Below are 25504 nucleotides of genomic sequence, written 5' to 3' on the forward strand. Positions count from 1 at the left end.
ATTTAATTAATAGATATTATTATTATGTATAGCTAAATGTCAGAAAATTCTTTAAGAAAAGAGGTGTATATATGAAAGAAAGGATAGATTTAACAGATGGCAAAATTACAGAAAAGCTAATAAAGTTAGCACTTCCTATAATGGGGACTTCTTTTATACAAATGGCGTACAATATGATAGATATGATTTGGGTAGGAAAGGCTGGAAGCAGTGCTGTTGCAGCAGTAGGTACAGCAGGTTTTTTTCCATGGCTAGGAATGGCCCTTATAGCTATATCTAGAGTTGGAGGAGAGGTTCAAGTAGCTCAAAGTATGGGTAAAAATGATATTGAAAGTACTAAATCGTATATAAAAGCAGCGATAGAAGTTAATATTATATTGGCTATTTTATATACTTTAATATTGCTTATATTTAAGGATGGACTAATAGGATTTTTTAATCTTGGAGATGCAGACGTTATAAGCATGTCTAAAGAGTATCTTGTTATAGTAGCTATAGGAATGATATTTTATTTTATAAACCCAATATTTACAGCTATATTCAATGGAATGGGTAATAGTAAAACTCCATTTAGAATAAATACCATAGGACTTATAACTAATATTATATTGGATCCACTACTTATAATAGGTTTTGGACCAATACCTAAATTAGGAGTAGCAGGAGCTGCTATAGCTACAGTTTTTTCTCAAGTTGTAGTTACAGCGTGCTTTATAGGACTAATTATAAAGAGAAATGACCAATATTTTAAAATTATGTTTTTTAAGAATATTAACTTTGAATATTATAAGGCATTGGGTAAGTTAGGCATGCCAGTAGCAATACAAAGTGGTATGTTTACAATATTTTCGATGCTACTTGGAGTAATTGTAGCATCGTGGGGACCAGTAGCTATTGCAGCTCAAAAGGTTGGAGCTCAGATAGAAGCTATTTCTTGGATGACTGCAGATGGTATAGCTGTGGCGTTTAGTAGCTTTTCGGGTCAAAACTATGGAGCTAACAAATATGAAAGAATAAATAAAGGGTTCAAGATAACTCTTATAATTGCTAGTTTACTAGGGATATTAAATACATTAATTTTAATATTTGGAGGAAAATCTATATTTACTATATTTATAAATGAAACTGAAACTATAACTGAAGGTGCAAAATATTTAAAAATATTAGGTTATTCTCAGTTATTTATGTGTGTAGAGATAATAACATCAGGCGCATTTAAGGGTATAGGAAGAACATACATACCATCTATTGTAGTAACTGTATTAACGGGGGCAAGGGTTCCTATAGCATATTTTTTATCAAGTCCAGAAATTTTAGGTTTAAGTGGAGTGTGGTGGAGTATAACCATAACTAGCATAATAAAAGGAATACTTATGATAAGCGTATACTTATATTTATTGAAATCTAATAAACTGTACAGAGATAATAAACATGATATAAAAACTAAAACAATATTAAGATGATAAAGTTAAAAGTGCTAGTTAATATAATTAGCACTTTTTGTAAATTATATTAACTTGTAGAAAACCAATTTAACATAATTTTTGATGGAAATAAAAAATCATACAAATACTAGCTAAGTTAATGGTATAATAGAAACTTAGGAAGAAAATTTGATTCGAGTTAATAAAAGTAGTTAATAATAAATATAAATGACATATAAGTAGGTGATTAAATGACAAATAAATTTTTACCAATATGCAAACAAGATATGGTAGATAGAGGATGGGAACAGGTAGACTTCGTATTAGTAACAGGAGATGCTTACGTAGACCATCATAGTTTTGGTACAGCTATAATATCTAGAGTTTTAGAAAACGCAGGATTTAAAGTTGGAATAATAGCACAACCAGATTGGAAAACAACAGAAGACTTTATGAAATTAGGAGAGCCTAGACTAGGATTTTTAGTTAACTCTGGAAATATGGACTCTATGGTAAATCATTACTCAGTAAGTAAAAAACATAGAGATAAAGATATGTATTCTCCAGGAGCTAAAATGGGGCTTAGACCGGATAGAGCTGTTATAGTTTACTGTAATAAAATAAGAGAAGCATATAAAGATGCGAAAATAATAATAGGTGGAATTGAAGCTAGTTTAAGAAGATTTGCGCATTATGATTATTGGAGTGATAGAGTAAGAAAATCTATGCTTATAGATAGTCAAGCTGATTTGTTAGTTTACGGTATGAGTGAAAAACAAATCGTAGAAGTTGCAAATGCATTAAATGATGGTTTTGAACCAAAGTATATAAGACATGTAAATGGGACTTGTTATATAGCAGATAGCAAAGATGAAATATATGATGATTATGTAGAGATACCATCATTTAAAGATGTTTCTTCAAGTAAAGAAGAATATGCTAAAGCATTTAAAATTCAGTATGATGAACAAGATCCATATAGAGGTAAGGTTATAATACAAAGACATGGAGACAAGTATTTAGTTCAAAACAAACCTGAAAAACCATTAAATAGAGAAGAACTAGATGAGGTTTATGCACTTCCTTATGCTAAGGATTATCATCCTATATATAAAGCTATGGGCGGAATACCAGCAATAGAAGAAGTTAAATTTGGAATAGTAAGTTCTAGAGGATGCTTTGGGAGTTGTTCTTTCTGTGCTATAACATTCCATCAAGGAAGAGCTGTACAAAGTAGAAGCCATGAATCTATATTAGATGAGGCTAAATATATAACTGAACTAGATGATTTTAAAGGATATATACACGATGTTGGTGGACCAACAGCAAACTTTAGAGATGCAGCTTGTAAAAAGCAAATAACTAAAGGTGCTTGTAAAAATAAACAATGTCTACACCCAGAACCATGCAAAAACTTAAAGGTTGATCACACAGATTTCTTAGAACTTTTAAGAAAAGTAAGAAGTTTACCTAAAGTTAAAAAGGTGTTTGTACGTTCAGGAATAAGATATGACTATGTAATGGCAGATAAAAATGATAAGTTCTTTAAAGAACTTGTTGAACATCATGTAAGTGGACAATTAAAAGTTGCACCAGAGCATATAGCTGAAGAAGTTTTAGATCATATGCAAAAGCCAGCAGGTAACACTTATGATAAATTTAGAGATAAATTCTTTAGATTAAGTGAAAAAGTTGGGAAAAAACAATATATTATACCGTATTTAATGTCTTCGCATCCAGGTTCTACTTTGAACTCAGCAATAGAATTAGCTGAATATTTAAGAGACACTAAATATCAACCAGAACAAGTTCAAGATTTTTATCCAACACCAGGAACTTTATCAACTACAATGTTCTACACAGGTATAGACCCGTTAACTATGAAACCTGTATATGTTCCAAAGTCTAAGCATGAAAAAGCTATGCAAAGAGCATTGCTTCAATATAGAGCTCCAAGAAACTATGAATTAGTTCATGCAGCATTAGTTGAAGCTGGAAGAGAAGATTTGATAGGATTTGGTCCAAGATGTTTAATAAAACCTAGAGGCGAACATCCTAGAAATTATAACAATAAAAGCAAAAATAAAAACTCTTCATCTAAAGCTTCGTCAAGAGGAAATAAAAAAGACGATAGTCGAGGAAAACGCGGAAATAAAGACTCTAGAGAAAATAACTCTAGAAATAATAGAAATGAAAAAAACGAAAGAAACAGTAAAACTAATAAGATAAAAAGAAAGAAAAGATAAACATAAAAAGCCCATTTTTTAAATGGGCTTTTTATTATAATTTAAATTGATGCAAATTGACATTTTTCGATAAAATATTTATAATAAAAGTTATGACAAAATTTAAAATATAAGGATTTAGCAAGTCTTGTGCTTATTAAAATTTAGAATAATACTTGCTTTAAATATTTATAAATTATCCAAAATAAAATAGAAAAGGAGGAGAGATGTATGGGAAATAAGCTTACTATAAAAACTATAGTTGCTATAGGGATAGGGTCTGCAGTATTTATGATATTAGGACGTTTTGGATCTATACCAACAGGAATTCCAAATACTAATATAGAAACGGCATATGCATTTTTAGCATTAATGGCTCTTATGTATGGTCCACTTGCAGGATTTTTAATAGGTTTTATAGGGCACTGTTTAAAGGATTCTATATTTTATGGTTCACCATGGTTTAGTTGGGTTATAGCATCAGCTGTAGTTGGTTTAGTAATTGGTCTTATATCTAAAAAAATTAATATAAGTGGCGGAGAGTTTAATAAAAAAGAAATAATAATTTTTAATATTACTCAGATAATAGCAAATGCCCTTGCATGGTTTGTAGTGGCTCCAACTCTAGATATATTTATTTATGCAGAACCTGCATCTAAAGTATATTTACAAGGTGTTTTAGGAGGAATAGGCAATATAATTACAGTAGCTGTTTTAGGAACTGCCATAATAAAAAGTTATGCTAAGACTAAGATACCAACGGGAAGTTTAGATAAAGAACTATAAAAGGAGATTCGTATGAAAAAGAAAATAATAGAATTTAAAGATTTTACTTTTAAATATAGAGTTCAAGCTAAACCTACATTAAAAAATATCAATCTTACAATTTATGAAGGAGAGAAGGTATTAGTAGTAGGTCCGTCAGGTTCTGGAAAAAGTACTTTAGCTCATTGTATAAATGGTCTTACACCTTTTTATTATCAAGGAAATAGTACGGGTAGCTTGAAAATAATGGGGAAAGAAACTAAAGATATGGGAATATTTGAAATATCTAAAACAGTAGGAACTGTACTTCAAGATCCCGATAGCCAATTTATAGGATTAACAGTTGCTGAGGATATAGCATTTAAGTTAGAAAATGACTGTACTTCTCAAAGTAAAATGAAATCTATGGTACAAAAAGTTTCAAAATTAGTAGGAATAGATAAACAACTTGATTCAGCTCCTTATAGTTTATCAGGAGGACAAAAGCAGAGAGTTACATTAGCAGGAGTTACTGTTGATGATGTAGATATATTGTTATTTGATGAACCTTTAGCTAGTTTAGACCCAGCTACAGGGAAAAGTGCAATAGAACTTATAGATAGAATAAAAAGTGAAACAAATAAAACAATTCTTATAATAGAGCACAGGTTAGAAGATGTTCTTCATTGTGATGTTGATAGAATTATAGTTATGAGTGAAGGTGAAATAGTTGCAGATATGAATGCTGATGAGCTGATATCTTCAGATATTTTAATTGAAAGCGGAATAAGAGAACCATTATATGTTACAGCTCTTAAATATGCAGGAGTAGATATAAATCCTGATATGAAACCTGGACATATAAATACTATAGATATAAACAAATGCAGCAATTGTTTAAAGAAATGGGATAGTAATAGCAATATACATGAAGAACAAATCAACGATGATGTATTACTTGAATTAAAAAATGTATCATTTAAATATGAAAAAAATAAGCCTATATTAAAAGATATATCATTTAAAATAAATAAAGGTGAAATGGTTAGTATAGTAGGAAAAAATGGGGCAGGAAAATCTACTATATCTAAGTTAGTATGTGGATTTTATAAACCAACAAGTGGACAAATACTTTTAAATAATAGAGATATAATAGATGATTCTATAAAAGAGCGTGCGGAAAAAATAGGAATTGTAATGCAAAATCCTAATCAAATGATTTCTAAGACTATGATCTTTGATGAAGTTGCATTAGGGCTTAGATTTAGAGGTATTGATGAAGAAACAATAAAGGAAAAAGTATATGAAACATTAAAAGTTTGTGGATTATATGAGTATAGAAATTGGCCTATATCAGCACTTAGTTATGGACAGAAAAAACGTGTAACTATAGCTTCTATATTAGTTTTAAATCCAGAAATAATAATTTTAGATGAGCCTACAGCAGGACAAGATTTTAAACATTATAATGAGATAATGGAATTTTTAGCAGATTTAAATAGAAAAGGTGTAACTATAATAATGATAACTCATGATATGCATTTAATGCTTGAATACACAAATAGAGCGATAGTTATAGCAGATGGTATTAAACTAGATGACGATACAGCGGCTAATGTTTTAACTAATAGTGAAGTTATAAATCATGCGAACCTAAAAGAAACATCTGTTTATGAGTTAGCTATAAAATGTGGGGTAAGTGACCCAAGAAAATTTGTTAATAAATTTATTGATTATGATAGGAGGATTAGAAGAGTATGAAAACAACAATGCTATCATATATAAAAGAAGATTCGCCTATCCATAATTTAACAGGTGCTACAAAATTAATATTTTTCATGGCTTGGTCAATAGCTTCTATGATAACTTATGATACTAGAGTTCTTGTAGGAATGTTAGTATTAAGTTTAATAATATTTAAAATATCAAAAGTCAAATTTAAAGATGTAGCTTTTGTTATATATTTTATTTTATTCTTTATGGTGTTAAATAATATTGCCATATTTATATTAGGACCGTATCAAGGTGTTGAAATATATGGAACAAGAACGGACTTAATTAAATTAATAGGACCATATACAGTAACAGCTGAGCAGTTATTTTATCAATTAAATTTTAATTTAAAAATATTTGCAACTATACCTATGGCATTACTATTTATAGTTACGACTGACCCAAGTGAATTTGCAGCATCATTAAATAAGCTTGGTATAAATTATAAAATTGCATATTCTGTTGCTATAGCTTTAAGATATATACCAGATATACAAAGAGATTATCATGATATATCATATGCACAACAAGCTAGAGGAATAGATATGTCTAAAAAAGAAAAGCTAGGGAAGCGTATAAAAAATATTTCATCTATACTTATGCCATTAATATTTTCAAGTTTAGAGAGAATAGAAGTTATAAGTTGTGCTATGGAACTTAGAGGATTTGGAAATAAAAGAAAACGTACTTGGTATAATGCAAGAAAGTTTAGAACTAGTGATTACGTAGCAATACTATTAGCTATAGTAATATTATTTGGATCTTTATATATTACATTTAAAAATGGAAATAGATTCTATAATCCATTTTTATAGTAAAAACAAGTTAATAAGATTACAATAAAATGTAAATCCCCATAATAATTCTACATAGAATTATTATGGGGATTTTTAATAGAAGAATAATATATGCTTATAAAGCTAAATTATATATAGTTAGAACATCTTCCCAGTTAAGTTTTTTTAGTCCACCAATAAGAATTTCTTTCCCATCTTTAAAGTTAGTAGATTTTTTTGCCATTAACTCTAAATTAGATTCGTTGATATTAAGCTCTTTTAAACTAGTAGGTAATTCAAGTTTTTTATAGAATGATTTTAATTTTTCAATTCCCTCATTTATGATCTCTTCTTGAGATTTAGATGTACTTTCAACACCCATAACATTTATAGCGAATTGCTCAAACATAGGTGGGTTTTCTTTATATACATACTTCATCCAGGCAGGGGTTATGACAGAAAGTCCTGCTCCATGTGCAACATCATATATAGCGCTAAGCTCATGTTCTATTTTATGAGAAGCCCAATCTTGCTCTCTTCCTAAACCAAGTAACCCGTTATGAGCAATATTTCCAGATAAAGCTATTTCAGCCCAAGCATCATAGTTTTTATTATCGTTTATAATAATTGATCCATTTTTCATTATAGTTTTTAATGTGCTTTCGCATAATCCATCAATTAAATCTGTATTAGGTGTATTAGTAAAATAACGTTCCATTATATGACTCATCATATCACTAATTCCATTAGCGATTTGATTTTTTGGCAATGTGAAATATAGTTCTGGATTAATAATGCTTAATAAAGGTCTAAGTAATTCGCAACCACAAGATAATTTTAGTTGTTTTTCTTCATTAGTAATAACTGTTCCAGTACTAGATTCACTTCCGGCTGCTGGGATAGTTAGAATAGTTGCAACTGGAATAGCTTCTTTAATTTCTATATCTTTGCAGTAGAAATCCCAAACATCTCCGTTGTAAGGTATACCGATTGCTATAGCTTTGGCAGAATCTATTACACTTCCTCCACCTACAGCTAAGATAAAGTCTACTTTTTCCTTTCTGCACAGTTCAATTCCCTTGTTAACAAGAGATAAACGAGGATTTGGTTTTACTCCTCCGAGCTCAACAAAGTCTATTTGGTTTTCTAAAAGTGAATTTATTACATCTTCATATACTCCGCTTTTTTTTATGCTTTGGCCACCAAAGTGGAATAAAACTTTATTTGCATAAGGTTTTATTAACTTTCCTATATTTCTATGTTCATTTTTCCCAAAAATTATTCTAGTTCTATTTTGATAATCAAAGTTTAACAAACTCAATTCCTCCTAAATTTTTATACTTAATTTAAATCGTGTAGTTATTTAATAGAATTTTCTTAAGCTAATATTAATACTTAGAGTTAACTCTAAGTCAATAGCTTTTGTTTTAAATATTGACAATTATTTTTATAAGAAGTAATGTATAGCTAAATAAATTATAGGAGGATGAAGAATGAATTATACAATTTCAGAGGTAGCTAAAAAATTTAATTTAACTCAGCATACAATTCGCTACTATGAAAAAGAAAATATAATTTCACCTCATAGAAATAAAAATGGTATACGTTATTTTACAGATGAAGATTTAGACCAAATTGAAATGGTGTGTTGCCTTAAAGCTACGGGAATGTCCATAAAAGATATAAAATCTTATTTTAAACTTTGTTCACAAGGAGATGAAACATTAGAAGAGAGGTTGGACATTTTCAATTCGCATAGGGAACACATATTAAAAGAGTTTGAGCTATTACAAAAACATCTAGATAAAATTGATGATAAAATCAGTTGGTATAAAGGTTTTATGAAATCTAAGAGGTGTGATTGATAAGAAATATATGTTAAATTTAATATATAAGTTATTTTAGGGAGTGTGATTTTTTATGGCTAAAACAAAAGTAAAAACTAACGCAATGAGAATTTTAGATTCTAAAAAAGTAAAATATAATATGCTTTCATATGATGTTTCAGATGATCATGTGGATGGAATATCTGTAGCAAATAAGATTGGAAGAGATGTAAGTGAAGTATATAAAACTTTGGTTACACAAGGAACTAGTAAAGAGTTATATGTATATGTGATACCTGTTAATGAAAATTTAGATTTAAAAAAGGCTGCAAAAGTAGCAGGAGAAAAAAAGGTAGAGATGATACATGTAAGTGATATAAACAAACTTACTGGATATATAAGAGGTGGATGTTCTCCTGTAGGAATGAAAAAACTATATAAAACTTTTATAAATGAAACAGGAAAAGATTTAGAAAATATTATAGTGAGTGCTGGTAAAATAGGATATCAAATAGAACTAAATCCATTTGACTTACAAAAAGTTATAAATAGTAAATTTGAAGATATAATATAAGTAAGTTAAAAAAAGAAAGTTGGGATTAAATGAATGTAGATTTTTTCAGGCAAGATGCAATTGCTTTATCGAAACAATTACTTGGAAAGTATTTAGTTAGAAAATATGATGATAAAGAAATTATAGTTAAAATAGTTGAAACTGAAGCTTATATGGGAATAACGGATAAGGCTGCTCATGTATATGGGGATAGAAGGACAGATAGAACAGCTCCGTTATATGAAGACGGAGGAACCATATATGTTTATTTAATATACGGAATGTATTACTGTTTAAATATTTCTGCAAATATCAAAGATACACCTCAGTGCGTACTTATAAGAGCGGTAGAGCCTATTAAAGGAATTGATGATATTTCAATAAATAGATATGATAAAGTATATGAAGAATTAACTACATATCAAAAGAAAAACATTACCAATGGACCAGGAAAATTGTGCAAAGCTCTTAAAATTGAAAAAGATTTAAATTTTAAAAGCGTATTAGGTAATGAGCTTTCTGTAAAAGATTCTATCAATAATGGTGAGGAAGAAAATTTTGAAATTGTTGAAAGTAAACGTGTAAATATCGATTATGCTCAAGAAGCTAAAGATTATTTATGGAGATATTATATAAAAGATAATAAATATATATCTAAAAAATAGTTGTCTAAAATAATAGACAACTATTTTTGTGCTTAATAACTTAAGTGAGTAAATTTTTTAACTAAGTAAAACTATGCTTATAATAGGAATTGTAACTATAGATATTAAGGTAGTTAAAAATACAGCTTGAGATGCAAGCTGATCATTTGCATCATAGCTTTTTGCCATGATTGCTGTATTTGATGCTGCTGGCATTGCAGATATAACTACAGGCACACCTAATAATAATGGGTTTTTAATATATAAGCTTAATAGAAAATAAACAACAGATGGAACAACTAAAAGTCTTATAAAGGATACTATATATAATTTTTTATTTATAAAAGTTTCTTTAATAGGAGAATTAGCTAGTAAGCTTCCTATAACAATCATTGATAAAGGTGTTGTTATACTTCCAAGCATATTTAAAGTATTAAATATTGGAAGTGGAAGTTTAATTCTTAAAAGGAATAATGAAAGTCCAGTTAAGACACCTATAATTGGAGGACTTATAATAGATTTAATTGAAAATTTATATTCACTATTATGTTTATTTAACAAATAAGTTCCAACTGTAAATACGAAAAAATTAAAAGGAAGGTTAAAAATTGCTGTAAAAAATATAGCTTCTTTGCCTAAAACAGCTTCGATAACTGGATACCCCATGAACCCAACGTTAGAGAAAACAATTATATATTGATAAAGACCGCAATCTTTATCGCCTTTTATAAAAAATTTAAATAAAAAAGCTATCAATATAGTTGTAGAGTACATTAATATTGAAATTATTATTAAAGATATAATATCGCCTAATAAACTAGGGTTAAATTCCATTTGCATAGCGCTAATTATCATAGACGGTAAAAACAACCCCATTATTAGTTTCGTAAGTCCAGATGTGGTATGTTTATCTATTAACCCCTTAAAGCTAGATATGTATCCAACTAAAATAAGCAAAAATAAAACGGTTATTTGAATAAATATATTATTAAAGTTCAATATATCACCCCCTATAACTATTATATAGAGGATAATGAGAGAATGAATAAAGTTATTAAAAATAAATTGAAAATATTTAAATAAAATGTATATAATTCAAAAAATGGTAAATAATTAAAATATAAGAGATAATTAATCTCCCCCAAAACTTTAAGATATCTCTTACAACCATAAAACTCATATATCCCCCATTAAAGCATATACTTTCGGACAGTATGTGCTTTTGTTTTTTTTGAGTAAAATATAATGCAAAGAAAGGATTAAACGAATTTTGTTATTGTTAAAATAATTAAAAAATGATAAAGTTTTATATATAGTCGAATATTAAACTTGAAAATGGGGGATAAGTTCGTGAGAATTATAAAGTCATCACAAATTACAGAGATTGTAAGAGATATGTGTATAAAAGCAAACATATACCTAGGAGAAGATGTTGTAGAATCTTTAAAAGAGAATAAAGAAAAAGAAAATAGCGAACTAGGAAAAAATATATTAAAGATATTAATAAAAAATTGTGAAATTGCAAAAGAAAAACAAATGCCTATATGTCAAGATACTGGAATGGCTGTATTTTTTGTAAGTATCGGGCAAGATGTACACGTAGAAGGTAAAAATATAAGCGATGCAATAAATGAAGGTGTAAAGCAAGGTTATGAAGATGGCTTTTTAAGAAAATCAGTTGTAACTCCAATAGATAGAAAAAATACACAAGATAATACACCTGCAATAATTCATTACGATATAGTTGAGGGTGATAAAATAACTATAGAGTTTGCACCAAAGGGATTTGGTAGTGAAAATATGAGCAAGATGAAAATGTTAAAGCCATCTGATGGTATAAAAGGAATACAAAACTTTATTATAGATACGGTTAAAGAAGCTGGTCCAAACCCATGTCCACCTATAGTTGTTGGTGTTGGAATTGGAGGAACTATTGAAAAATGTGCACAGATAGCAAAAAAATCTTTATTAAGGGATATAGGAGAACATAATAAAGATGAAAATATAAAAAAATTAGAAATACAAATATTAAAAGAAATAAATAACCTAGGAATAGGGCCTCAAGGATTAGGTGGAAATACAACTGCGCTTGCAGTTAACATAGAGACATTTCCAACTCATATAGCTGGGCTTCCTGTAGTAGTAAATATAAACTGTCATGCGGCAAGACATAAAAAGGCTATAATATAAAGGGGGATAAATATGAAAAAAATAACTCTTCCCATAGATAATGAAACAGTAAAAGAACTAAAGTGTGGAGAAATGGTAAGTATAAGTGGTGTAATTTATACAGCTAGAGACGCAGCTCATCAAAGAATGGTTAATTCTATAAAAGAAGGTGAAAAATTGCCTTTTAACGTAGAAGGGCAAGCTATATATTATGTAGGACCAACACCTCATAAAGATGGAGAAGTAATAGGTGCTGCTGGACCTACGACAAGTTATAGAATGGATGACTTAACAGCTCCTTTATTAGATAGAGGATTAAAGTTAATGATAGGTAAAGGAAAGAGAAACGATGTAGTTATCGATTCGATGAAAAAAAATGTATGTGCATATTTAGCTGCTATAGGTGGCGCAGGTGCATATATATCAAACTCTATTAAAAAGGCTGAAGTTATAGCTTATGATGATTTAGGAGCAGAAGCTGTAAGAAGATTAGAGGTTGAGGACTTATTTGCAGTAGTTGCAATCGATTGTTATGGCAATAACATTTATGAAATGAATAAATAACTATAAATCAAAATATGAAAGAGGTTAGGTTATGACTAAAAATTACTCAGAGTTAGCATTAGAAATGCATGAAAAGAATAAAGGAAAAATAACTGTTTGTAGTAAGGTTAAAGTTGAAGATAAAGATGACTTATCTATTGCATATACTCCAGGAGTTGCAGCTCCGTGTGTGGAAATATCTAAAGATGAAGATTTAGCATATAAATATACATCAAAAGGAAATCTGGTTGGTGTAGTTAGTGATGGAAGTGCTGTATTAGGTTTAGGTAATATAGGAGCTAGTGCATCAATACCAGTAATGGAAGGAAAAGCAATACTATTTAAGGAATTCGCAAATGTAGATGCATTTCCAATATGTTTAAAGACGAACGATGTAGATGAAATAGTAAATACTGTAAAATTAATGGAACCTGTATTTGGAGGAATTAACTTAGAAGATATAAGTGCTCCAAGATGTTTTGAAATAGAAGAGAAATTAAAAAAAGAGTTAAACATACCAGTTTTTCATGATGATCAACATGGAACAGCTATAGTTTTATCTGCGGCTATAATAAATTCATTAAAATTAATAAATAAAAAAATAGAAGATCTAGAAATTGTTATAAATGGACCTGGAGCAGCTGGATTAGCAATAGCTAAAATGTTAATCAGCATGGGAGTTAAAAATATTGTGTTATGTGGATTAAATGGAGCCTTAGAAGAAGGTATGGATGATTTAAACTGGGCTCAAGAAGAAATGTTAAAGGTTACTAATATCCATAACGAAAAAGGATTATTAGCTGATGTAATAAAAAATAAAGATGTATTTATAGGAGTTTCAGGGCCTAACTGTGTAACAAAAGAAATGGTAGCTACTATGAACGAGAAATCTATAATATTAGCAATGGCAAATCCAACTCCAGAGATAATGCCAGACCAAGCAAAAGCGGGTGGAGCTTACATAGTTGGAACAGGAAGAAGTGATTTTCCAAATCAAGTAAATAATGTGCTTGCATTCCCAGGTATATTCAGAGGTGCATTAGATGTAAGGGCTACTGAAATAAATGAAGAAATGAAAATAGCAGCAGCTAATGCAATTGCAAATTCTATAAAAATAGAAGACTTAAACCCTGATAATATATTACCTAAATCTTTTGATAGAGATGTAGCTAAAAAAGTAGCAGAAGCTATAAAAGAAGCGGCTATAAAAACTGGTGTAGCTAGAATATAAAACTATTATATCAAAATAGATGAGACAAAAGGATGAATGTATAAGTGAAAGCTTATGTATTCATCCTTTTATAATTAAATATATGTAGAGATGGAAAAAAAATTTAATATAGTCTATAATTGAATGTATAAATATTAAAAGTAAATATATATACAATTTAACTACAAAAGGGGAAATAAATATGAATGAACCTATTTATAAGCAAATAGAAAGTCACATTAAAAATTTAATACAGTCAAAGACTTTAAAGCAAGGAGAATTAATACCTTCTGAAAAACAATTAAGTGAAGAATTTAATGTAACTAGAATGACTGTAAGATCGGCATTAAATAATTTAGTTAAAGATGGATATATAACTAGGCAAAGAGGCGTAGGGAGTATTGTTTTAGCAAATAAAGTATATGATAATATCTCTGCGGTAAGCGGTTTCACAGAAGAGATGGAAAATAAGGGGTACAAAGTTTCCAATATATTGGAGGAGCTTAATGTTATTGAAGCTGATGAAGAGCTTATGAATAAATTAAATCTTACTGAAAAAGAAAATGTATGGGAGATTAAAAGAATACGTTTAGCTAATGATAAGAAAATATCATATATGGAGACGTATATGCCTGTAAAATTATTTCCAAATTTAAAAAAATCTCATTGTGAAGGATCTTTATATAACTATGTTGAAGAATTTTGTGGATATAAGATAGCTATATCTGAACGAGAAGTAAGTTCAGTTTTAGCAAATGATGAGTTAGCTAATTTACTAGGCTTAACAAAACCAGAAGCTTTATTATATATAAGTCAGGTTTGTAAATTACACAATAGTGATGTTTTTGAATACTCACATACGTATCATTATGGGTATACACTAACTTTAAGCGCTGTATCTGAATAATCAGATACAGTTTTTTTTATTGAGGAAAATTACTATTTTGATTAAGTAAAGTAAATTTAAAAAAAGATGGGGAAAATGTTTTTATAAAACACTTGAAATGTATATACATTTAAAATATAATATATATAACAATAAAAAGAATATATAAACTTTATAAATCATAAGTTTATATAAATTATGTATTTATAAACATTTTTATTTAGCTAATAAGGATTAATTTAAGTTTTAAGAAAACGATTTCCAAAATTAAAGGGAGGATTATTATGGGAGCGATAATGAAGTTTATGGATAAGTATATTATCCCAGTAGCTGGAAAGCTAGGAGCACAAAGGCATTTAGTAGCTGTAAGAGATGGATTCGTAGCAATGATACCAATAACTATGATAGGAGCATTAGCAACATTAGTAAATAACTTACCTATACCAGCTTATCAAAATTTTATGAAAAATACTTTTGGGGAGACTTGGACTACATTAGGTGCAGATTTATGGTGGGGATCAATTGCAACTATGGCTTTATTCTTAGTTGTAGGAGTAGCTTATAATCTTGCAAAATCATATGATGAAGATGGTTTACAAGCAGGACTTATAGCTCTTAGTATATTCTTTGTAATGTCACCTCAAGTAGCTAACATAGTTACTGAAGCAGGAGACAAAGTTAGCGGATGGGGATTTGTCCCAAGTGGATATATTTCAAACTCTGCATTATTTACAGCGATAGTAATAGGATTACTAGCAACTGAAATATTTGTTAAGTTATCTAGGATTAAGAAAATAAATATAAAGATGCCAGATGGAGTACCACCGGCAGTAGCAAGGTCTTTTGCTAAGTTAATACCAGGTATGTTAACTATAGCTATATTTGGAGCAATTGGATTATTAATAAAAACATTATCAGGTGGATTATTCTTAAATGATTTATTAAATACTTATCTAGCAGCACCGTTAAAAGGAGCAGCAGACTCATTAGGTTCAACTATGTTAATTACTTTCTTTATACATGCATTATGGACTATAGGTCTTCATGGGGCAAATATAGCGATGCCTATAACAGAAACATTATTGATGGATTTAGGAGCAGAAAATGCAGCATTAGCTCAAGCAGGAGCTACTGAAGGATTCCATACTTTAGCAGGAGCATTCCTTGATGCATTTGTATACTTAGGTGGATCAGGTATGATTCTTGGATTAATAATAGCTTTAATAATAGCTGGAAGAAGACGTAAGGACATGATAGCTTTAGGATTAGCGCCGTCAGTATTCAATATAAGTGAACCTGTAATATTTGGATTACCAATAGTATTAAACCCAATATATATGATACCTTTCATTTTAGCTCCTGTTGTATGCTCAGCAGTTGCATATTTGGCAATAGATATGGGATTGGTAATGCCTGTAATTGCAGCTAAAATACCTTGGGTAACACCACCTATATTAGGAGGATTTTTAGCAACTGGTCACTGGACTGGAGCGGCTTTAGCAGCAGTTAATCTATTGATATCAATAGTTATATATATACCATTTGTAATAGCAGCAGAGAAAATAGACAAAAGAAAAGCTACTTTAGCTACAGATCAAGGAAATGATGACGATTTCAGTTTTGACGATTTAGAATTTTAGAAATAACGATAGGAGATATGACTATGAAAAAAGGACTAAAGATAGTAACTATAGGTGGAGGATCAAGTTATACTCCGGAACTTGTAGAAGGGTTTATAAAAAGATGCAAAGAATTACCAGTAAAAGAATTGTGGCTGGTTGATATAGAAGAAGGGAAGCACAAGTTAGAAATAGTTGGAAATCTAGCTAAAAGAATGGTTAAAAAAGCTGGAATAGATATGGAAATACATCTAACTTTAGATAGAAGAGAGGCATTAAAGGGTGCAGATTTTGTTACTACACAATTAAGGGTAGGATTATTAGAGGCTAGAATAAAAGATGAAAGTATACCTTTATCACATGGAGTAATAGGGCAAGAGACTAATGGGGCAGGAGGACTTTTCAAAGCATTAAGAACTGTACCTGTTGTTCTTGATATAATAAAAGATGTTGAAGAATTATGTCCTAACGCATGGATAATAAACTTTACAAATCCTACAGGTGTAATAACAGAAGCTGTATTTAGATATACTGATTTTAAAAACTATATAGGGTTATGTAATGTTCCTATAGGTATGAGAAACGGAATAGCTAAGTTGTTTGAAGTTGAAAATGAAAGAATTCAAATGGACTTTGCGGGGCTTAACCATATGGTTTATGGGCTTAATGTAGCTTTAGATGGAGAGGATGTTACAGATGAAGCAATAGATAAATTTGTACACTCAAAATTAACAATGCAAAATATAAAAGCTATAGAGTTTAATGCGGATTTTGTTAAAAGTTTAGGATTAGTTCCTTGTCCATACCATAGATACTATTACAAAACTAAAGAAATGCTAGATGAAGAATTAAATGAATTCGCAAAAGGGAAAGCTAGAGGGCAAGTTGTTAAAGAGCTAGAAGATCAATTATTTGAATTATATAAAGATGAAAATCTAGATATAAAACCACCTCAATTAGAAAAAAGAGGAGGAGCTTATTATAGTGATGCAGCATGTAATTTAATAAGTTCTATATACAATGATAAAAGAGATACTCAGGTAGTTAATACAATTAATAATGGAGCTATAAGAAACTTTAAAGACAATCAAGCTGTTGAAGTAAGTAGTGTTATAACAAAAAATGGGCCTAAACCATTATCTATAGGATATTTACCAGATGCTGTAGATGGATTAGTAAGCCAAATAAAATCATTTGAAATGTTGGCAGCAAAAGCTGCTGTATATGGAGATTACAATGCAGCATATTTAGCTCTATGTATAAATCCATTAATACCTTCTGATGATTTAGCTAAGACTATATTAGATGAAATGATGGAAGCTCACAAAGATTATTTACCACAATTTAATAAGTAGGACTGTTTCGGGGGGAATAGGATAAAAAAGGGCACTAAATAGTGCCCTTTTTTTATATTTAAAATATATGGTATACTATATTTTAATAAAAGTTTAAATTATATAAAAATATAGTATGGAGAATTTATATGAGTAAAAAAAATATTATAATAGGAATAATCAGCATATTAGTAGTTGGTGTGCTAGTTTCAGTTGTTTTTGTAAATAGAAAAAATCCTTTGAATTCAAAGGAAGATCAAATTGAAGTATCTGAAAATAAAGATAAAAATAAGATAGAACCAATCTCAAAAGAAAATGCACTAAAGGTATTGAAGGCTACATATGGAGATGGGGTGTCTAATACGGAAGAAGATATAAAGCAAGTGGGTAATAACTATGAAGTTAAAGTTAACGTATCTATAGAAGAAAAAGACGATGAAGGAGAGGTTCATTATCACGAACAAGATATGGGAACTCACAAAATCGATATATATACTGGTGAAATTAAAGATACAAAGGAAAAATAAAAAAAAGAGTATGGGTATCCATACTCTTTTTTTTATATTAGACGAGTTCCTTCTTCATCTTGAGATATTAACCCTTTTTTCATAAGAACTCCAAGTGTACGTTTGAAGTTTTTCTTACTACAACCAAATACTGATGCAATATCAGCTGGATCAGATTTATCATTTAAAGGCATGAACCCTCTAGAAGCATTATTTAGATGGTTTATGATTTTACTTTCTAACTCATTTAATTCTTGCTCTCTACCTTGTCTTGGAGTAAGACCTAGCTTACCGTCCTCGTATACCTTTATAACATTTAAATTTAATTTGTCTCCGATGTTAAGTTTTGTAAAGTATTCGTTATGAAGTATAACTCCTTCAAATTTATTGTCAACACAAACCATCGCACTATCGTTAGTTTGGAATCCATAAACAACACCTGTAACATTATCTCCTACTTTATACTCAGAGTCAGTAGATAAGTAACCTTCTATTCTAGTAGTAGCAGCTATTCTTTCAGTTTTATCTAAGTATATATAAAATAAATATTTATCACCTTTTTTTAGATCATAATGCTTTGAACTAAAAGGAACTAAAATATCTTTTTCAAGTCCAATATTAATAAAGTAACCTATTTTAGTAGCATCTACAACTTCAAAGTAACCTATTTCGCCAACTTTAGCTAATGGTGGGTTTAAAGTAGCAGCTAATTTATCTTTAGAATCTCTATATACGAATACATTTACTTCATCACCAGGAATTAAAGCCTCATAATTTGTAAATTTTCTATGCATGAAAATATCATCTGAAGTATTTCCTGTTTGCGCGTCTAGGAAAAAACCGAAATCAGCTTTTCTAGCTATTTTTAATTTGTTGAAATCACCTATTTTTATCAAGTACGTTCACCTCTTTAATTTTATATTAAAAATTACATATTCTATTATAATACCATATTTATGGGTATCTTATAAATAAAATATAAAATAACTAAATTAAAAAAAGAAAATGTATATTCTATTGAAGTTCTATAATAAAAATAGTATAATTGGTATATACCAAAATTGGTATATACCATATAAAAAGAGTGGTGATTTATATGAAGTTAGTAAATAAGAATATTGATATCCCTTTACATATACAACTTATGAAAATAATAAGGGAAATGATTGATTTAGGGGATCTTAAACCAGGGGATTCTATAATTCCAGAAAGAGAACTTTGTAATATTCAAAATGTAAGTAGAATGACAGTAAACAAAGCTATAGTTAATTTGGTAAATGAAGGATTTTTATATAGAGTTCAAGGAAAAGGAACTTTCGTTTCTGCCCAAAAAGAAAGAAATAGATTTTCTAGTATGCAAGGATTTACCGAGGTTATGAAGAATAAGGGAATGGATATAAAAACTGATATTTTATCATTTGAGGAAAATGAAAAGGATGAGTATATAAGACAAGTTTTAAATATAAATAATGAAGATGAAAAGGTATATAGAGTTGAAAGGTTAAGGTATATTGAAAGCGAACCTTTTGGAATTGAAATAAGTTATATACCAAAAAGTATTTGTAACAACCTGGAAAACGATTTGAAAGAAAGGAACTCTTTATACAATATAATAAATGAAGTTTATGGATATAAGATGAAAAAAGCTGAACAGATAATAGAACCAATGATTTTATCTGAAGAAGAATCAAAACTTTTAAAACAAAGCAAAAATACTTTAGCGCTTAAACTTAAAAGAACTTCGTACGCAGATGGAGATTTACCTGTAGAGTACACTATATCCATATTTAGAAGTGATAAGTACCAGTATGAAATAACATTAAATGCATAGGAGGTATAATTATGAAGGCTATAATAAATGGAAAGATTTTATTAAGAAATGAAGTACTAGAAAATAAGGTTTTAGTATTTGATAAAAAGATTATAGATATAACAGATGAAGTTCCAAGTGGATGTGAAGTTATAGATGTTAAAGGTAAGTTAGTATCTCCAGGGTTAATAGATATACATATACATGGGAATATGGGAAAAGATACGATGGAAGGTACAGATGAAGCTATAGACATTATATCTAAATCAGTAGCAAGACATGGTGTTACGTCATATTTACCTACTACTATGACAATGGACGAAGAATCAATTTTAAAAGCATTAGAATCTATAAAACGAGGTATGAATAGAAATACTGAGGGAGCTAGGGTTATAGGGGCTCATTTAGAAGGACCGTTTATAAATAAAATATACAAAGGCGCACAAAATGGAAATTATATAACTAATCCTAATTATGAATTAGTTAAAAAATATGAGGATGTAATAAAAGTTATAACTTATGCACCAGAAGAAGATTTAGATTTTACATTTACAAAATCTATAAAAAGTAATACTAATATAGTTTTATCTATAGGTCATAGTGCGGCTACATTTATAGAGGCTAGAGAAGCTATACGATTAGGTGCTAGCAATATAACTCATACATTCAATGGAATGACAGGTTTAAATCATAGGGATCCAGGTGTTGTTGGAGCTGCATTGACAACAGATGCATACTGTGAATTTATATGTGATACTATACACATAACTAAAGATCTATTCCAATTTATATTAGATAGTAAAGGTAAAGAAAGAGTGGTATTAATAACTGATTCTATGGAAGCAGGAGGATTAGAAAACGGAACATATAGTTTAGGTGGCCAGGCTGTAATAGTTAAGGATGGAGCAGCTAGATTAGAAAACGGGTCTCTTGCAGGAAGTGTTTCAAGCTTAAATAATATGGTGAATAATTTTTATAAAAATACAAATTTAAATATAAATGAAGCAATACATTTGGCTTCTTTAAATCCAGCTAGTTCACTAGGAATAAGTAATGATAAGGGAAGTTTAGATATAGGAAAAGATGCAGATATAGCTATATTTGATAATGAATTAAATTGTTACATGACTATTGTAGATGGAAATATAGTGTTTAAAAGAAATTAATTATAGGTGGAGGGTTAATATGAGAATACTAGTTTGTAAAAATTATGATGAAATGAGCAAAAAAGCTGCTCAAATAATAGCAAGTCAGGTTACTTTAAAATCAGATTCTATACTAGGGCTAGCAACAGGTAGTACGCCTATAGGAATGTATAAGAATTTAGTAGAAATGTATAAGGAAGCTACATTAGACTTTTCTGAGGTGAAATCATTCAATTTAGATGAATACTATCAGTTACCTAGAGAGAATGATCAAAGTTACTATCATTTTATGCATGAAAACTTATTCAATCATATAAATATAAAGGAAGAAAATGTAAATATACCAAATGGTATGACTAAGGATATAAAACTTGAATGTAAACAATATGATGATTCTATCAAAAATATTGGAGGAATAGATATACAGGTTTTAGGTATAGGACTTAACGCACACATAGGATTCAATGAACCATCAAATGTATTTGTAAAAGGAACAAACTTAGTTGATTTAAAAGAATCTACTATAGAGGCAAATGCAAGATTCTTTGAATCTATAGATGAAGTTCCTAAAAAAGCAGTAACTATGGGAATTGGGTCTATATTTAAATCTAAAAAGATAATTTTGTTGGCATCAGGAGAAGGTAAAGCTGAGGCTATACACAATACTGTATATGGAGACATAACTCCTCAAGTTCCATCATCTATACTTCAGCTTCACAGAGATACAATATTAATTTTAGATGAAGGTGCGGCAAGTAAGTTAAAAGAGGAAGACTATAAATTAATATAAATTGTATAAATAGCCTGCTAAACAGCAGGTTATTTGCATTTTATAAACTAAAATTAGGAATAAAATAGCAAAATATAATAAAAAAAATATAATTAGGCATACTAAACTTTATGAATATTAATATAAACTAAAATAAATGCTAAATCTACAAATCCTTAAAAACACTGGGGTTTAAAGTGAAAATTAATATAAAAAAATATTTAAAAAAGTATTGAAATTTGTAGCTTAATTTTATATAATATGTCTTGTTGTTTAGAAATTTTAAACAAAAGGTTTAGTAAAAATGATTTAAAATAGGAGGTGGACCATGGATATAGGTGAAAAAATTAAACGATTAAGAATAGAAAAACAGTTAACACAAGAAGAGCTAGCAAATAGATGTGAACTTTCTAAGGGATTTATATCTCAATTAGAAAACAATTTAACATCACCATCCATAGCTACACTTATAGATATATTAGAAATTTTGGGAACGAACTTAAAAGAATTTTTTAATGAAATGGATAATGAAAAAATTTGTTTTTCAAAAGAAGATATGTTTGAAACTGAGGATGAAGAATTAAAATATACATTTAAGTGGTTGGTTCCAAACTCTCAGAAAAATGAAATGGAGCCAATATTAATATCTTTATCTCCAGGAGGTCAATATAAAGAAGAAAAGCCTCATGAAGGAGAAGAATTTGGTTATGTATTAGCCGGTTCAATTTACTTACACATAGGAGATAAGAAGAATAAAGTTAGAAAAGGCGAGAGTTTTTACTTTAAGCCTAGAGCAAATCATTATATATCAAATGCTGGAAAGACAGAAGCTAAGGTTATATGGGTGAGTACACCACCATCATTTTAAGAGAAAGAGGTGATATATTTGTTAGAAAACATAATAGAATTAAAAAATCTATCTAAAAGATATGATGACAATCAAGTTTTAGACAACTTGAGTTTAGACATTAAGAAAAATGAATTTTTAACATTATTAGGACCAAGTGGATGTGGAAAAACTACAACGCTTAAGATAATAGCTGGATTTGAGTACGCTGATGAAGGTAAGGTATTATTTGAAGAACGTGATATCACAGATATACCACCTCACGAAAGACAAATAAATACAGTATTCCAAAAATACGCTTTATTTCCTCATATGAACATATATGAAAATATAGCTTTTGGTCTTAAAATAAAAAAACTACCTAAAGACGAAATAGATAAAAAAGTAAAAGAAATGCTTAAATTAGTTGCACTTGATGGGTTTGAAAGAAGACAAGTAGAATCGCTAAGTGGAGGACAACAGCAAAGGGTAGCTATAGCTAGAGCATTGGTAAACGAGCCTAAAGTTTTATTACTAGATGAACCTTTAGGAGCATTAGATTTAAAATTAAGAAAAGAAATGCAAATGGAATTAAAAAAAATACAAAAAAAATTAGGAATAACATTTATTTTTGTAACTCATGACCAAGAAGAGGCTTTAACTATGTCGGATAAAATAATTGTTATGAATAAAGGTAAAATTCAACAAATGGGAACTCCTCAAGATATATACAATGAGCCAGAAAATTCATTTGTTGCTAGATTTATAGGTGAAAGTAATATATTTGATGGAATTATGTTAGAAGACTATTTAGTAGAATTCTGTGGGAAGAAATTCAAGTGTGTAGATAAAGACTTTGAAAAAAATGAAAATATTGAAGTTGTAATAAGACCGGAAGATGTAAAAATGGTTGAACCAGAAAAAGGAATGTTAAAAGGAAAAGTTACATCAGTATTATTTAAAGGTGTTCACTATGAAATTGAAGTTAATGAAAACGGAAGAATGTGGATACTACATAATACACAAAGTGCACAAGTTGGAAGTGAATTAGGGTTAGATATATATCCAGAAGATATCCATATAATGAGAAAAGTGAGCGAATAGATTATGAAGAAAAATAAATCAATTCTTGCTTACCCTTATATAATCTGGAGTGCACTATTTATAGTAGTACCTTTAATTCTTGTGCTGGTTTTCAGTTTTACCGTTGAAAATGGAGATAAGCTAATATTTTCTTTAGAAAATTATAAAAGATTAATTAACCCTATATACTTAAAAGTATTTTTAAGATCTATAGTTTTAGCTGGATCATCAACAATAATATGTTTATTAGTTGGATATCCAGTTGCATATATAATTTCTAAGGCTCATATAAGCAAAAGAAATACTTTAATATTATTATTCATACTTCCAATGTGGATGAACTTCCTTTTAAGAACATATGCATGGGTTGCTATTTTAGGTAAAAATGGAATATTAAATTCATTCTTAGGATTATTTGGAATAGAGCCTGTTACATTACTTTATACTAACTTTGCAATATTACTTGGAATGGTATATAACTTTTTACCATTTATGGTACTACCAATATACACATCATTATCAAAAATGGATAATGATTTAATTAATGCAGCTAGAGACTTAGGAGCTAATAGCTTCCAAGTTTTCACTAAAGTTATATTCCCACTTAGTGTACCTGGAGTTATTTCAGGGATAACTATGGTATTTATGCCAGCTGTAACTACATTTGCTATCTCAAGATTATTAGGTGGAGGTAAATTTATGTTACTAGGAGACTTAATAGAGCAACAATTTACAGTAGTTGGAGATTGGAACTTTGGATCTGCGATATCGATATTTATGATGATTGTAATATTAATATCTATGGCAGTTATGTCAAGATTTGAAGATGACAGTGATAAGGAAGGCGGTGGGTTATTATTTTAAAGAAATTAGCATCGAATATTTACTTAACATTAGTGTTTTTATTTCTATATGCACCAATAATGGCGCTAGCAGTATTTTCATTTAATGATTCTAAATCTATGGCCCACTGGAATGGATTTACATTTAAGTGGTATAAGCAACTTATTCATAATGATAGTATAATGAATGCGTTATATTATACTTTGTTAGTAGCTATAATTTCATCTATAATAGCTACAATAGTAGGAACTATAAGTGCTATAGGAATACATAAAATGAGAGGTAAAAGAAGAAAGTTAATACTTAATATAAACTATCTTCCAGTATTAAATCCAGATATAGTTACAGCAGTAGCATTAATGAGTTTGTATGTATTTTTAAAATTAGAATTTGGATTTACGACTATGTTACTATCTCACATAATGTTTAGTATTCCTTATGTAATACTATCAGTGCTTCCTAAAATAAAGCAACTTCCTCAAAATATAGAAGAGGCTGCTATGGATTTAGGAGCAACACCTATGTATGCTTTAAGAAAAGTTGTTTTACCTCAGATAAAACCAGGTATAATATCTGGATTTTTAATTGCGTTTACAATGTCTATAGATGACTTTATAATAAGTTTCTTTAATACTGGAAATGGAGTTAGTAACTTATCTATAGAAATATATGGTATGGCAAGAAGAGGAATAAAACCTGAAATTAATGCACTATCTACAATAATGTTTACAGTTGTATTAATTTTACTTTTAATATCAAATAAGAAACAATCTATAGTAAGGAGTGATAAATAATT

Annotated in this window: 24 protein-coding genes and 1 pseudogene; 22 read left to right on the plus strand and 3 right to left on the minus strand. The window is 29.1% G+C overall.

The window, feature by feature from the left end:
• Positions 1–62: 62 nt before the first annotated feature.
• The 5 genes and pseudogenes from ACN6I1_RS01810 to ACN6I1_RS01830 all read left to right on the plus strand — a co-directional run.
• Positions 63–1463, plus strand: a pseudogene (locus tag ACN6I1_RS01810) (MATE family efflux transporter); the annotation flags it as partial.
• 212 nt (positions 1464–1675) lie between these two features.
• Positions 1676–3670, plus strand: a complete 1995-nt coding sequence (locus ACN6I1_RS01815) for a YgiQ family radical SAM protein (protein WP_419742534.1) — start codon at positions 1676–1678, stop codon at positions 3668–3670.
• Positions 3671–3880: 210 nt separating this feature from the next.
• Entirely contained in the window at positions 3881–4435 is a 555-nt protein-coding gene (locus ACN6I1_RS01820; RefSeq protein WP_021428534.1) for an ECF-type riboflavin transporter substrate-binding protein, read from the plus strand.
• Positions 4436–4447: 12 nt separating this feature from the next.
• Positions 4448–6154 (plus strand): ABC transporter ATP-binding protein, encoded by a 1707-nt coding sequence (locus tag ACN6I1_RS01825; protein WP_419742535.1) that lies wholly within the window; start codon positions 4448–4450, stop codon positions 6152–6154.
• Positions 6151–6981 carry an energy-coupling factor transporter transmembrane component T family protein gene (locus tag ACN6I1_RS01830; RefSeq protein WP_419742536.1) on the plus strand — a complete coding sequence of 277 codons (831 nt, stop codon included), beginning with the start codon at positions 6151–6153 and terminating at the stop codon, positions 6979–6981. The genes ACN6I1_RS01825 and ACN6I1_RS01830 overlap by 4 nt, the downstream gene beginning before the upstream one ends.
• A gap of 97 nt (positions 6982–7078) precedes the next feature.
• Here ACN6I1_RS01830 and ACN6I1_RS01835 read toward each other — a convergent pair whose 3' ends face one another.
• Positions 7079–8257, minus strand: a complete 1179-nt coding sequence (locus ACN6I1_RS01835) for an iron-containing alcohol dehydrogenase (RefSeq protein ID WP_419742537.1) — start codon at positions 8255–8257, stop codon at positions 7079–7081.
• A 178-nt stretch (positions 8258–8435) separates the two neighbouring features.
• Here ACN6I1_RS01835 and ACN6I1_RS01840 point away from each other — a divergent pair, with 178 nt between their 5' ends.
• The 3 genes from ACN6I1_RS01840 to ACN6I1_RS01850 are packed head-to-tail and all read left to right on the plus strand — an operon-like array spanning position 8436 to position 9986.
• Positions 8436–8807, plus strand: a complete 372-nt coding sequence (locus ACN6I1_RS01840; RefSeq protein ID WP_021428540.1) for a MerR family transcriptional regulator — start codon at positions 8436–8438, stop codon at positions 8805–8807.
• Positions 8808–8862: 55 nt separating this feature from the next.
• On the plus strand, positions 8863–9342 hold the full coding sequence (ybaK, locus tag ACN6I1_RS01845) for a Cys-tRNA(Pro) deacylase (RefSeq protein ID WP_021428545.1): 480 nt from the start codon (positions 8863–8865) through the stop codon (positions 9340–9342).
• Between the two features lie 29 nt (positions 9343–9371).
• Entirely contained in the window at positions 9372–9986 is a 615-nt protein-coding gene (locus ACN6I1_RS01850; protein ID WP_419742538.1) for a DNA-3-methyladenine glycosylase, read from the plus strand.
• Positions 9987–10043: 57 nt separating this feature from the next.
• Here the strand turns inward: ACN6I1_RS01850 and ACN6I1_RS01855 are convergent, their stop codons facing one another.
• Positions 10044–10964, minus strand: a complete 921-nt coding sequence (locus tag ACN6I1_RS01855; RefSeq protein WP_021428563.1) for an AEC family transporter — start codon at positions 10962–10964, stop codon at positions 10044–10046.
• Between the two features lie 351 nt (positions 10965–11315).
• On the opposite strand from ACN6I1_RS01855, the gene ACN6I1_RS01860 reads away from it, so the two are divergent.
• The 7 genes from ACN6I1_RS01860 to ACN6I1_RS01890 all read left to right on the plus strand — a co-directional run bounded on the left by ACN6I1_RS01860 (position 11316) and on the right by ACN6I1_RS01890 (position 18253).
• Positions 11316–12155 (plus strand): fumarate hydratase, encoded by an 840-nt coding sequence (locus ACN6I1_RS01860; protein WP_419742539.1) that lies wholly within the window; start codon positions 11316–11318, stop codon positions 12153–12155.
• Between the two features lie 12 nt (positions 12156–12167).
• Positions 12168–12698, plus strand: a complete 531-nt coding sequence (locus ACN6I1_RS01865) for a Fe-S-containing hydro-lyase (RefSeq protein ID WP_419742540.1) — start codon at positions 12168–12170, stop codon at positions 12696–12698.
• Between the two features lie 31 nt (positions 12699–12729).
• Positions 12730–13908 carry an NAD(P)-dependent malic enzyme gene (locus ACN6I1_RS01870; RefSeq protein WP_419742541.1) on the plus strand — a complete coding sequence of 393 codons (1179 nt, stop codon included), beginning with the start codon at positions 12730–12732 and terminating at the stop codon, positions 13906–13908.
• A 181-nt stretch (positions 13909–14089) separates the two neighbouring features.
• Complete coding sequence (locus ACN6I1_RS01875; protein ID WP_419742542.1) at positions 14090–14794, plus strand: GntR family transcriptional regulator; 705 nt, start codon at positions 14090–14092, stop codon at positions 14792–14794.
• 263 nt (positions 14795–15057) lie between these two features.
• Entirely contained in the window at positions 15058–16413 is a 1356-nt protein-coding gene (locus ACN6I1_RS01880; protein WP_419742543.1) for a PTS sugar transporter subunit IIC, read from the plus strand.
• Between the two features lie 23 nt (positions 16414–16436).
• Positions 16437–17747 (plus strand): 6-phospho-beta-glucosidase, encoded by a 1311-nt coding sequence (locus tag ACN6I1_RS01885; RefSeq protein ID WP_419742544.1) that lies wholly within the window; start codon positions 16437–16439, stop codon positions 17745–17747.
• 128 nt (positions 17748–17875) lie between these two features.
• Entirely contained in the window at positions 17876–18253 is a 378-nt protein-coding gene (locus ACN6I1_RS01890) for a hypothetical protein (RefSeq protein ID WP_220797262.1), read from the plus strand.
• Between the two features lie 32 nt (positions 18254–18285).
• Here the strand turns inward: ACN6I1_RS01890 and ACN6I1_RS01895 are convergent, their stop codons facing one another.
• Entirely contained in the window at positions 18286–19128 is an 843-nt protein-coding gene (locus tag ACN6I1_RS01895) for a S1 RNA-binding domain-containing protein (protein ID WP_021428557.1), read from the minus strand.
• 200 nt (positions 19129–19328) lie between these two features.
• Here ACN6I1_RS01895 and ACN6I1_RS01900 point away from each other — a divergent pair, with 200 nt between their 5' ends.
• The 7 genes from ACN6I1_RS01900 (at position 19329) to ACN6I1_RS01930 (ending at position 25502) form a co-directional block, all read left to right on the plus strand.
• Positions 19329–20063, plus strand: coding sequence for a GntR family transcriptional regulator (locus tag ACN6I1_RS01900; protein WP_419742545.1), 735 nt, complete (start codon positions 19329–19331; stop codon positions 20061–20063).
• Between the two features lie 11 nt (positions 20064–20074).
• Positions 20075–21208, plus strand: coding sequence for an N-acetylglucosamine-6-phosphate deacetylase (gene nagA / locus ACN6I1_RS01905; protein WP_419742546.1), 1134 nt, complete (start codon positions 20075–20077; stop codon positions 21206–21208).
• A gap of 19 nt (positions 21209–21227) precedes the next feature.
• A complete protein-coding gene (nagB, locus tag ACN6I1_RS01910; protein WP_419742547.1) occupies positions 21228–21977 on the plus strand; it encodes a glucosamine-6-phosphate deaminase in 750 nt (249 codons plus the stop codon).
• 307 nt (positions 21978–22284) lie between these two features.
• Positions 22285–22824: a helix-turn-helix domain-containing protein gene (locus ACN6I1_RS01915; RefSeq protein ID WP_021428548.1), complete on the plus strand. Its 540-nt coding sequence runs from the start codon at positions 22285–22287 to the stop codon at positions 22822–22824.
• Positions 22825–22842: 18 nt separating this feature from the next.
• On the plus strand, positions 22843–23886 hold the full coding sequence (gene potA, locus ACN6I1_RS01920) for a spermidine/putrescine ABC transporter ATP-binding protein (RefSeq protein WP_035118743.1): 1044 nt from the start codon (positions 22843–22845) through the stop codon (positions 23884–23886).
• 3 nt (positions 23887–23889) lie between these two features.
• Complete coding sequence (locus ACN6I1_RS01925; RefSeq protein WP_021431830.1) at positions 23890–24729, plus strand: ABC transporter permease; 840 nt, start codon at positions 23890–23892, stop codon at positions 24727–24729.
• Between the two features lie 98 nt (positions 24730–24827).
• A complete protein-coding gene (locus ACN6I1_RS01930; protein ID WP_334292041.1) occupies positions 24828–25502 on the plus strand; it encodes an ABC transporter permease in 675 nt (224 codons plus the stop codon).
• The last annotated feature ends 2 nt before the right edge of the window (positions 25503–25504 follow it).

This window comes from Paraclostridium dentum, assembly GCF_048568265.1.
Lineage (GTDB): Bacteria > Bacillota > Clostridia > Peptostreptococcales > Peptostreptococcaceae > Paraclostridium > Paraclostridium dentum.

Bases quoted from the DNA above. Each gene is read 5' to 3' on its own strand.
- ACN6I1_RS01865 (WP_419742540.1), top strand. From the start codon at position 12,168: ATGAAAAAAATAACTCTTCCCATAGATAATGAAACAGTAAAAGAACTA.
- ACN6I1_RS01900 (WP_419742545.1), top strand. From the start codon at position 19,329: ATGAAGTTAGTAAATAAGAATATTGATATCCCTTTACATATACAACTT.
- ACN6I1_RS01880 (WP_419742543.1), top strand. From the start codon at position 15,058: ATGGGAGCGATAATGAAGTTTATGGATAAGTATATTATCCCAGTAGCT.
- ACN6I1_RS01930 (WP_334292041.1), top strand. From the start codon at position 24,828: ATGGCCCACTGGAATGGATTTACATTTAAGTGGTATAAGCAACTTATT.
- ACN6I1_RS01890 (WP_220797262.1), top strand. From the start codon at position 17,876: ATGAGTAAAAAAAATATTATAATAGGAATAATCAGCATATTAGTAGTT.
- ACN6I1_RS01925 (WP_021431830.1), top strand. From the start codon at position 23,890: ATGAAGAAAAATAAATCAATTCTTGCTTACCCTTATATAATCTGGAGT.
- ACN6I1_RS01850 (WP_419742538.1), top strand. From the start codon at position 9,372: ATGAATGTAGATTTTTTCAGGCAAGATGCAATTGCTTTATCGAAACAA.
- ACN6I1_RS01830 (WP_419742536.1), top strand. From the start codon at position 6,151: ATGAAAACAACAATGCTATCATATATAAAAGAAGATTCGCCTATCCAT.
- ACN6I1_RS01815 (WP_419742534.1), top strand. From the start codon at position 1,676: ATGACAAATAAATTTTTACCAATATGCAAACAAGATATGGTAGATAGA.
- ACN6I1_RS01870 (WP_419742541.1), top strand. From the start codon at position 12,730: ATGACTAAAAATTACTCAGAGTTAGCATTAGAAATGCATGAAAAGAAT.
- ACN6I1_RS01825 (WP_419742535.1), top strand. From the start codon at position 4,448: ATGAAAAAGAAAATAATAGAATTTAAAGATTTTACTTTTAAATATAGA.
- ACN6I1_RS01820 (WP_021428534.1), top strand. From the start codon at position 3,881: ATGGGAAATAAGCTTACTATAAAAACTATAGTTGCTATAGGGATAGGG.
- ACN6I1_RS01915 (WP_021428548.1), top strand. From the start codon at position 22,285: ATGGATATAGGTGAAAAAATTAAACGATTAAGAATAGAAAAACAGTTA.
- ACN6I1_RS01875 (WP_419742542.1), top strand. From the start codon at position 14,090: ATGAATGAACCTATTTATAAGCAAATAGAAAGTCACATTAAAAATTTA.
- nagB (WP_419742547.1), top strand. From the start codon at position 21,228: ATGAGAATACTAGTTTGTAAAAATTATGATGAAATGAGCAAAAAAGCT.
- nagA (WP_419742546.1), top strand. From the start codon at position 20,075: ATGAAGGCTATAATAAATGGAAAGATTTTATTAAGAAATGAAGTACTA.
- ACN6I1_RS01885 (WP_419742544.1), top strand. From the start codon at position 16,437: ATGAAAAAAGGACTAAAGATAGTAACTATAGGTGGAGGATCAAGTTAT.
- ybaK (WP_021428545.1), top strand. From the start codon at position 8,863: ATGGCTAAAACAAAAGTAAAAACTAACGCAATGAGAATTTTAGATTCT.
- ACN6I1_RS01840 (WP_021428540.1), top strand. From the start codon at position 8,436: ATGAATTATACAATTTCAGAGGTAGCTAAAAAATTTAATTTAACTCAG.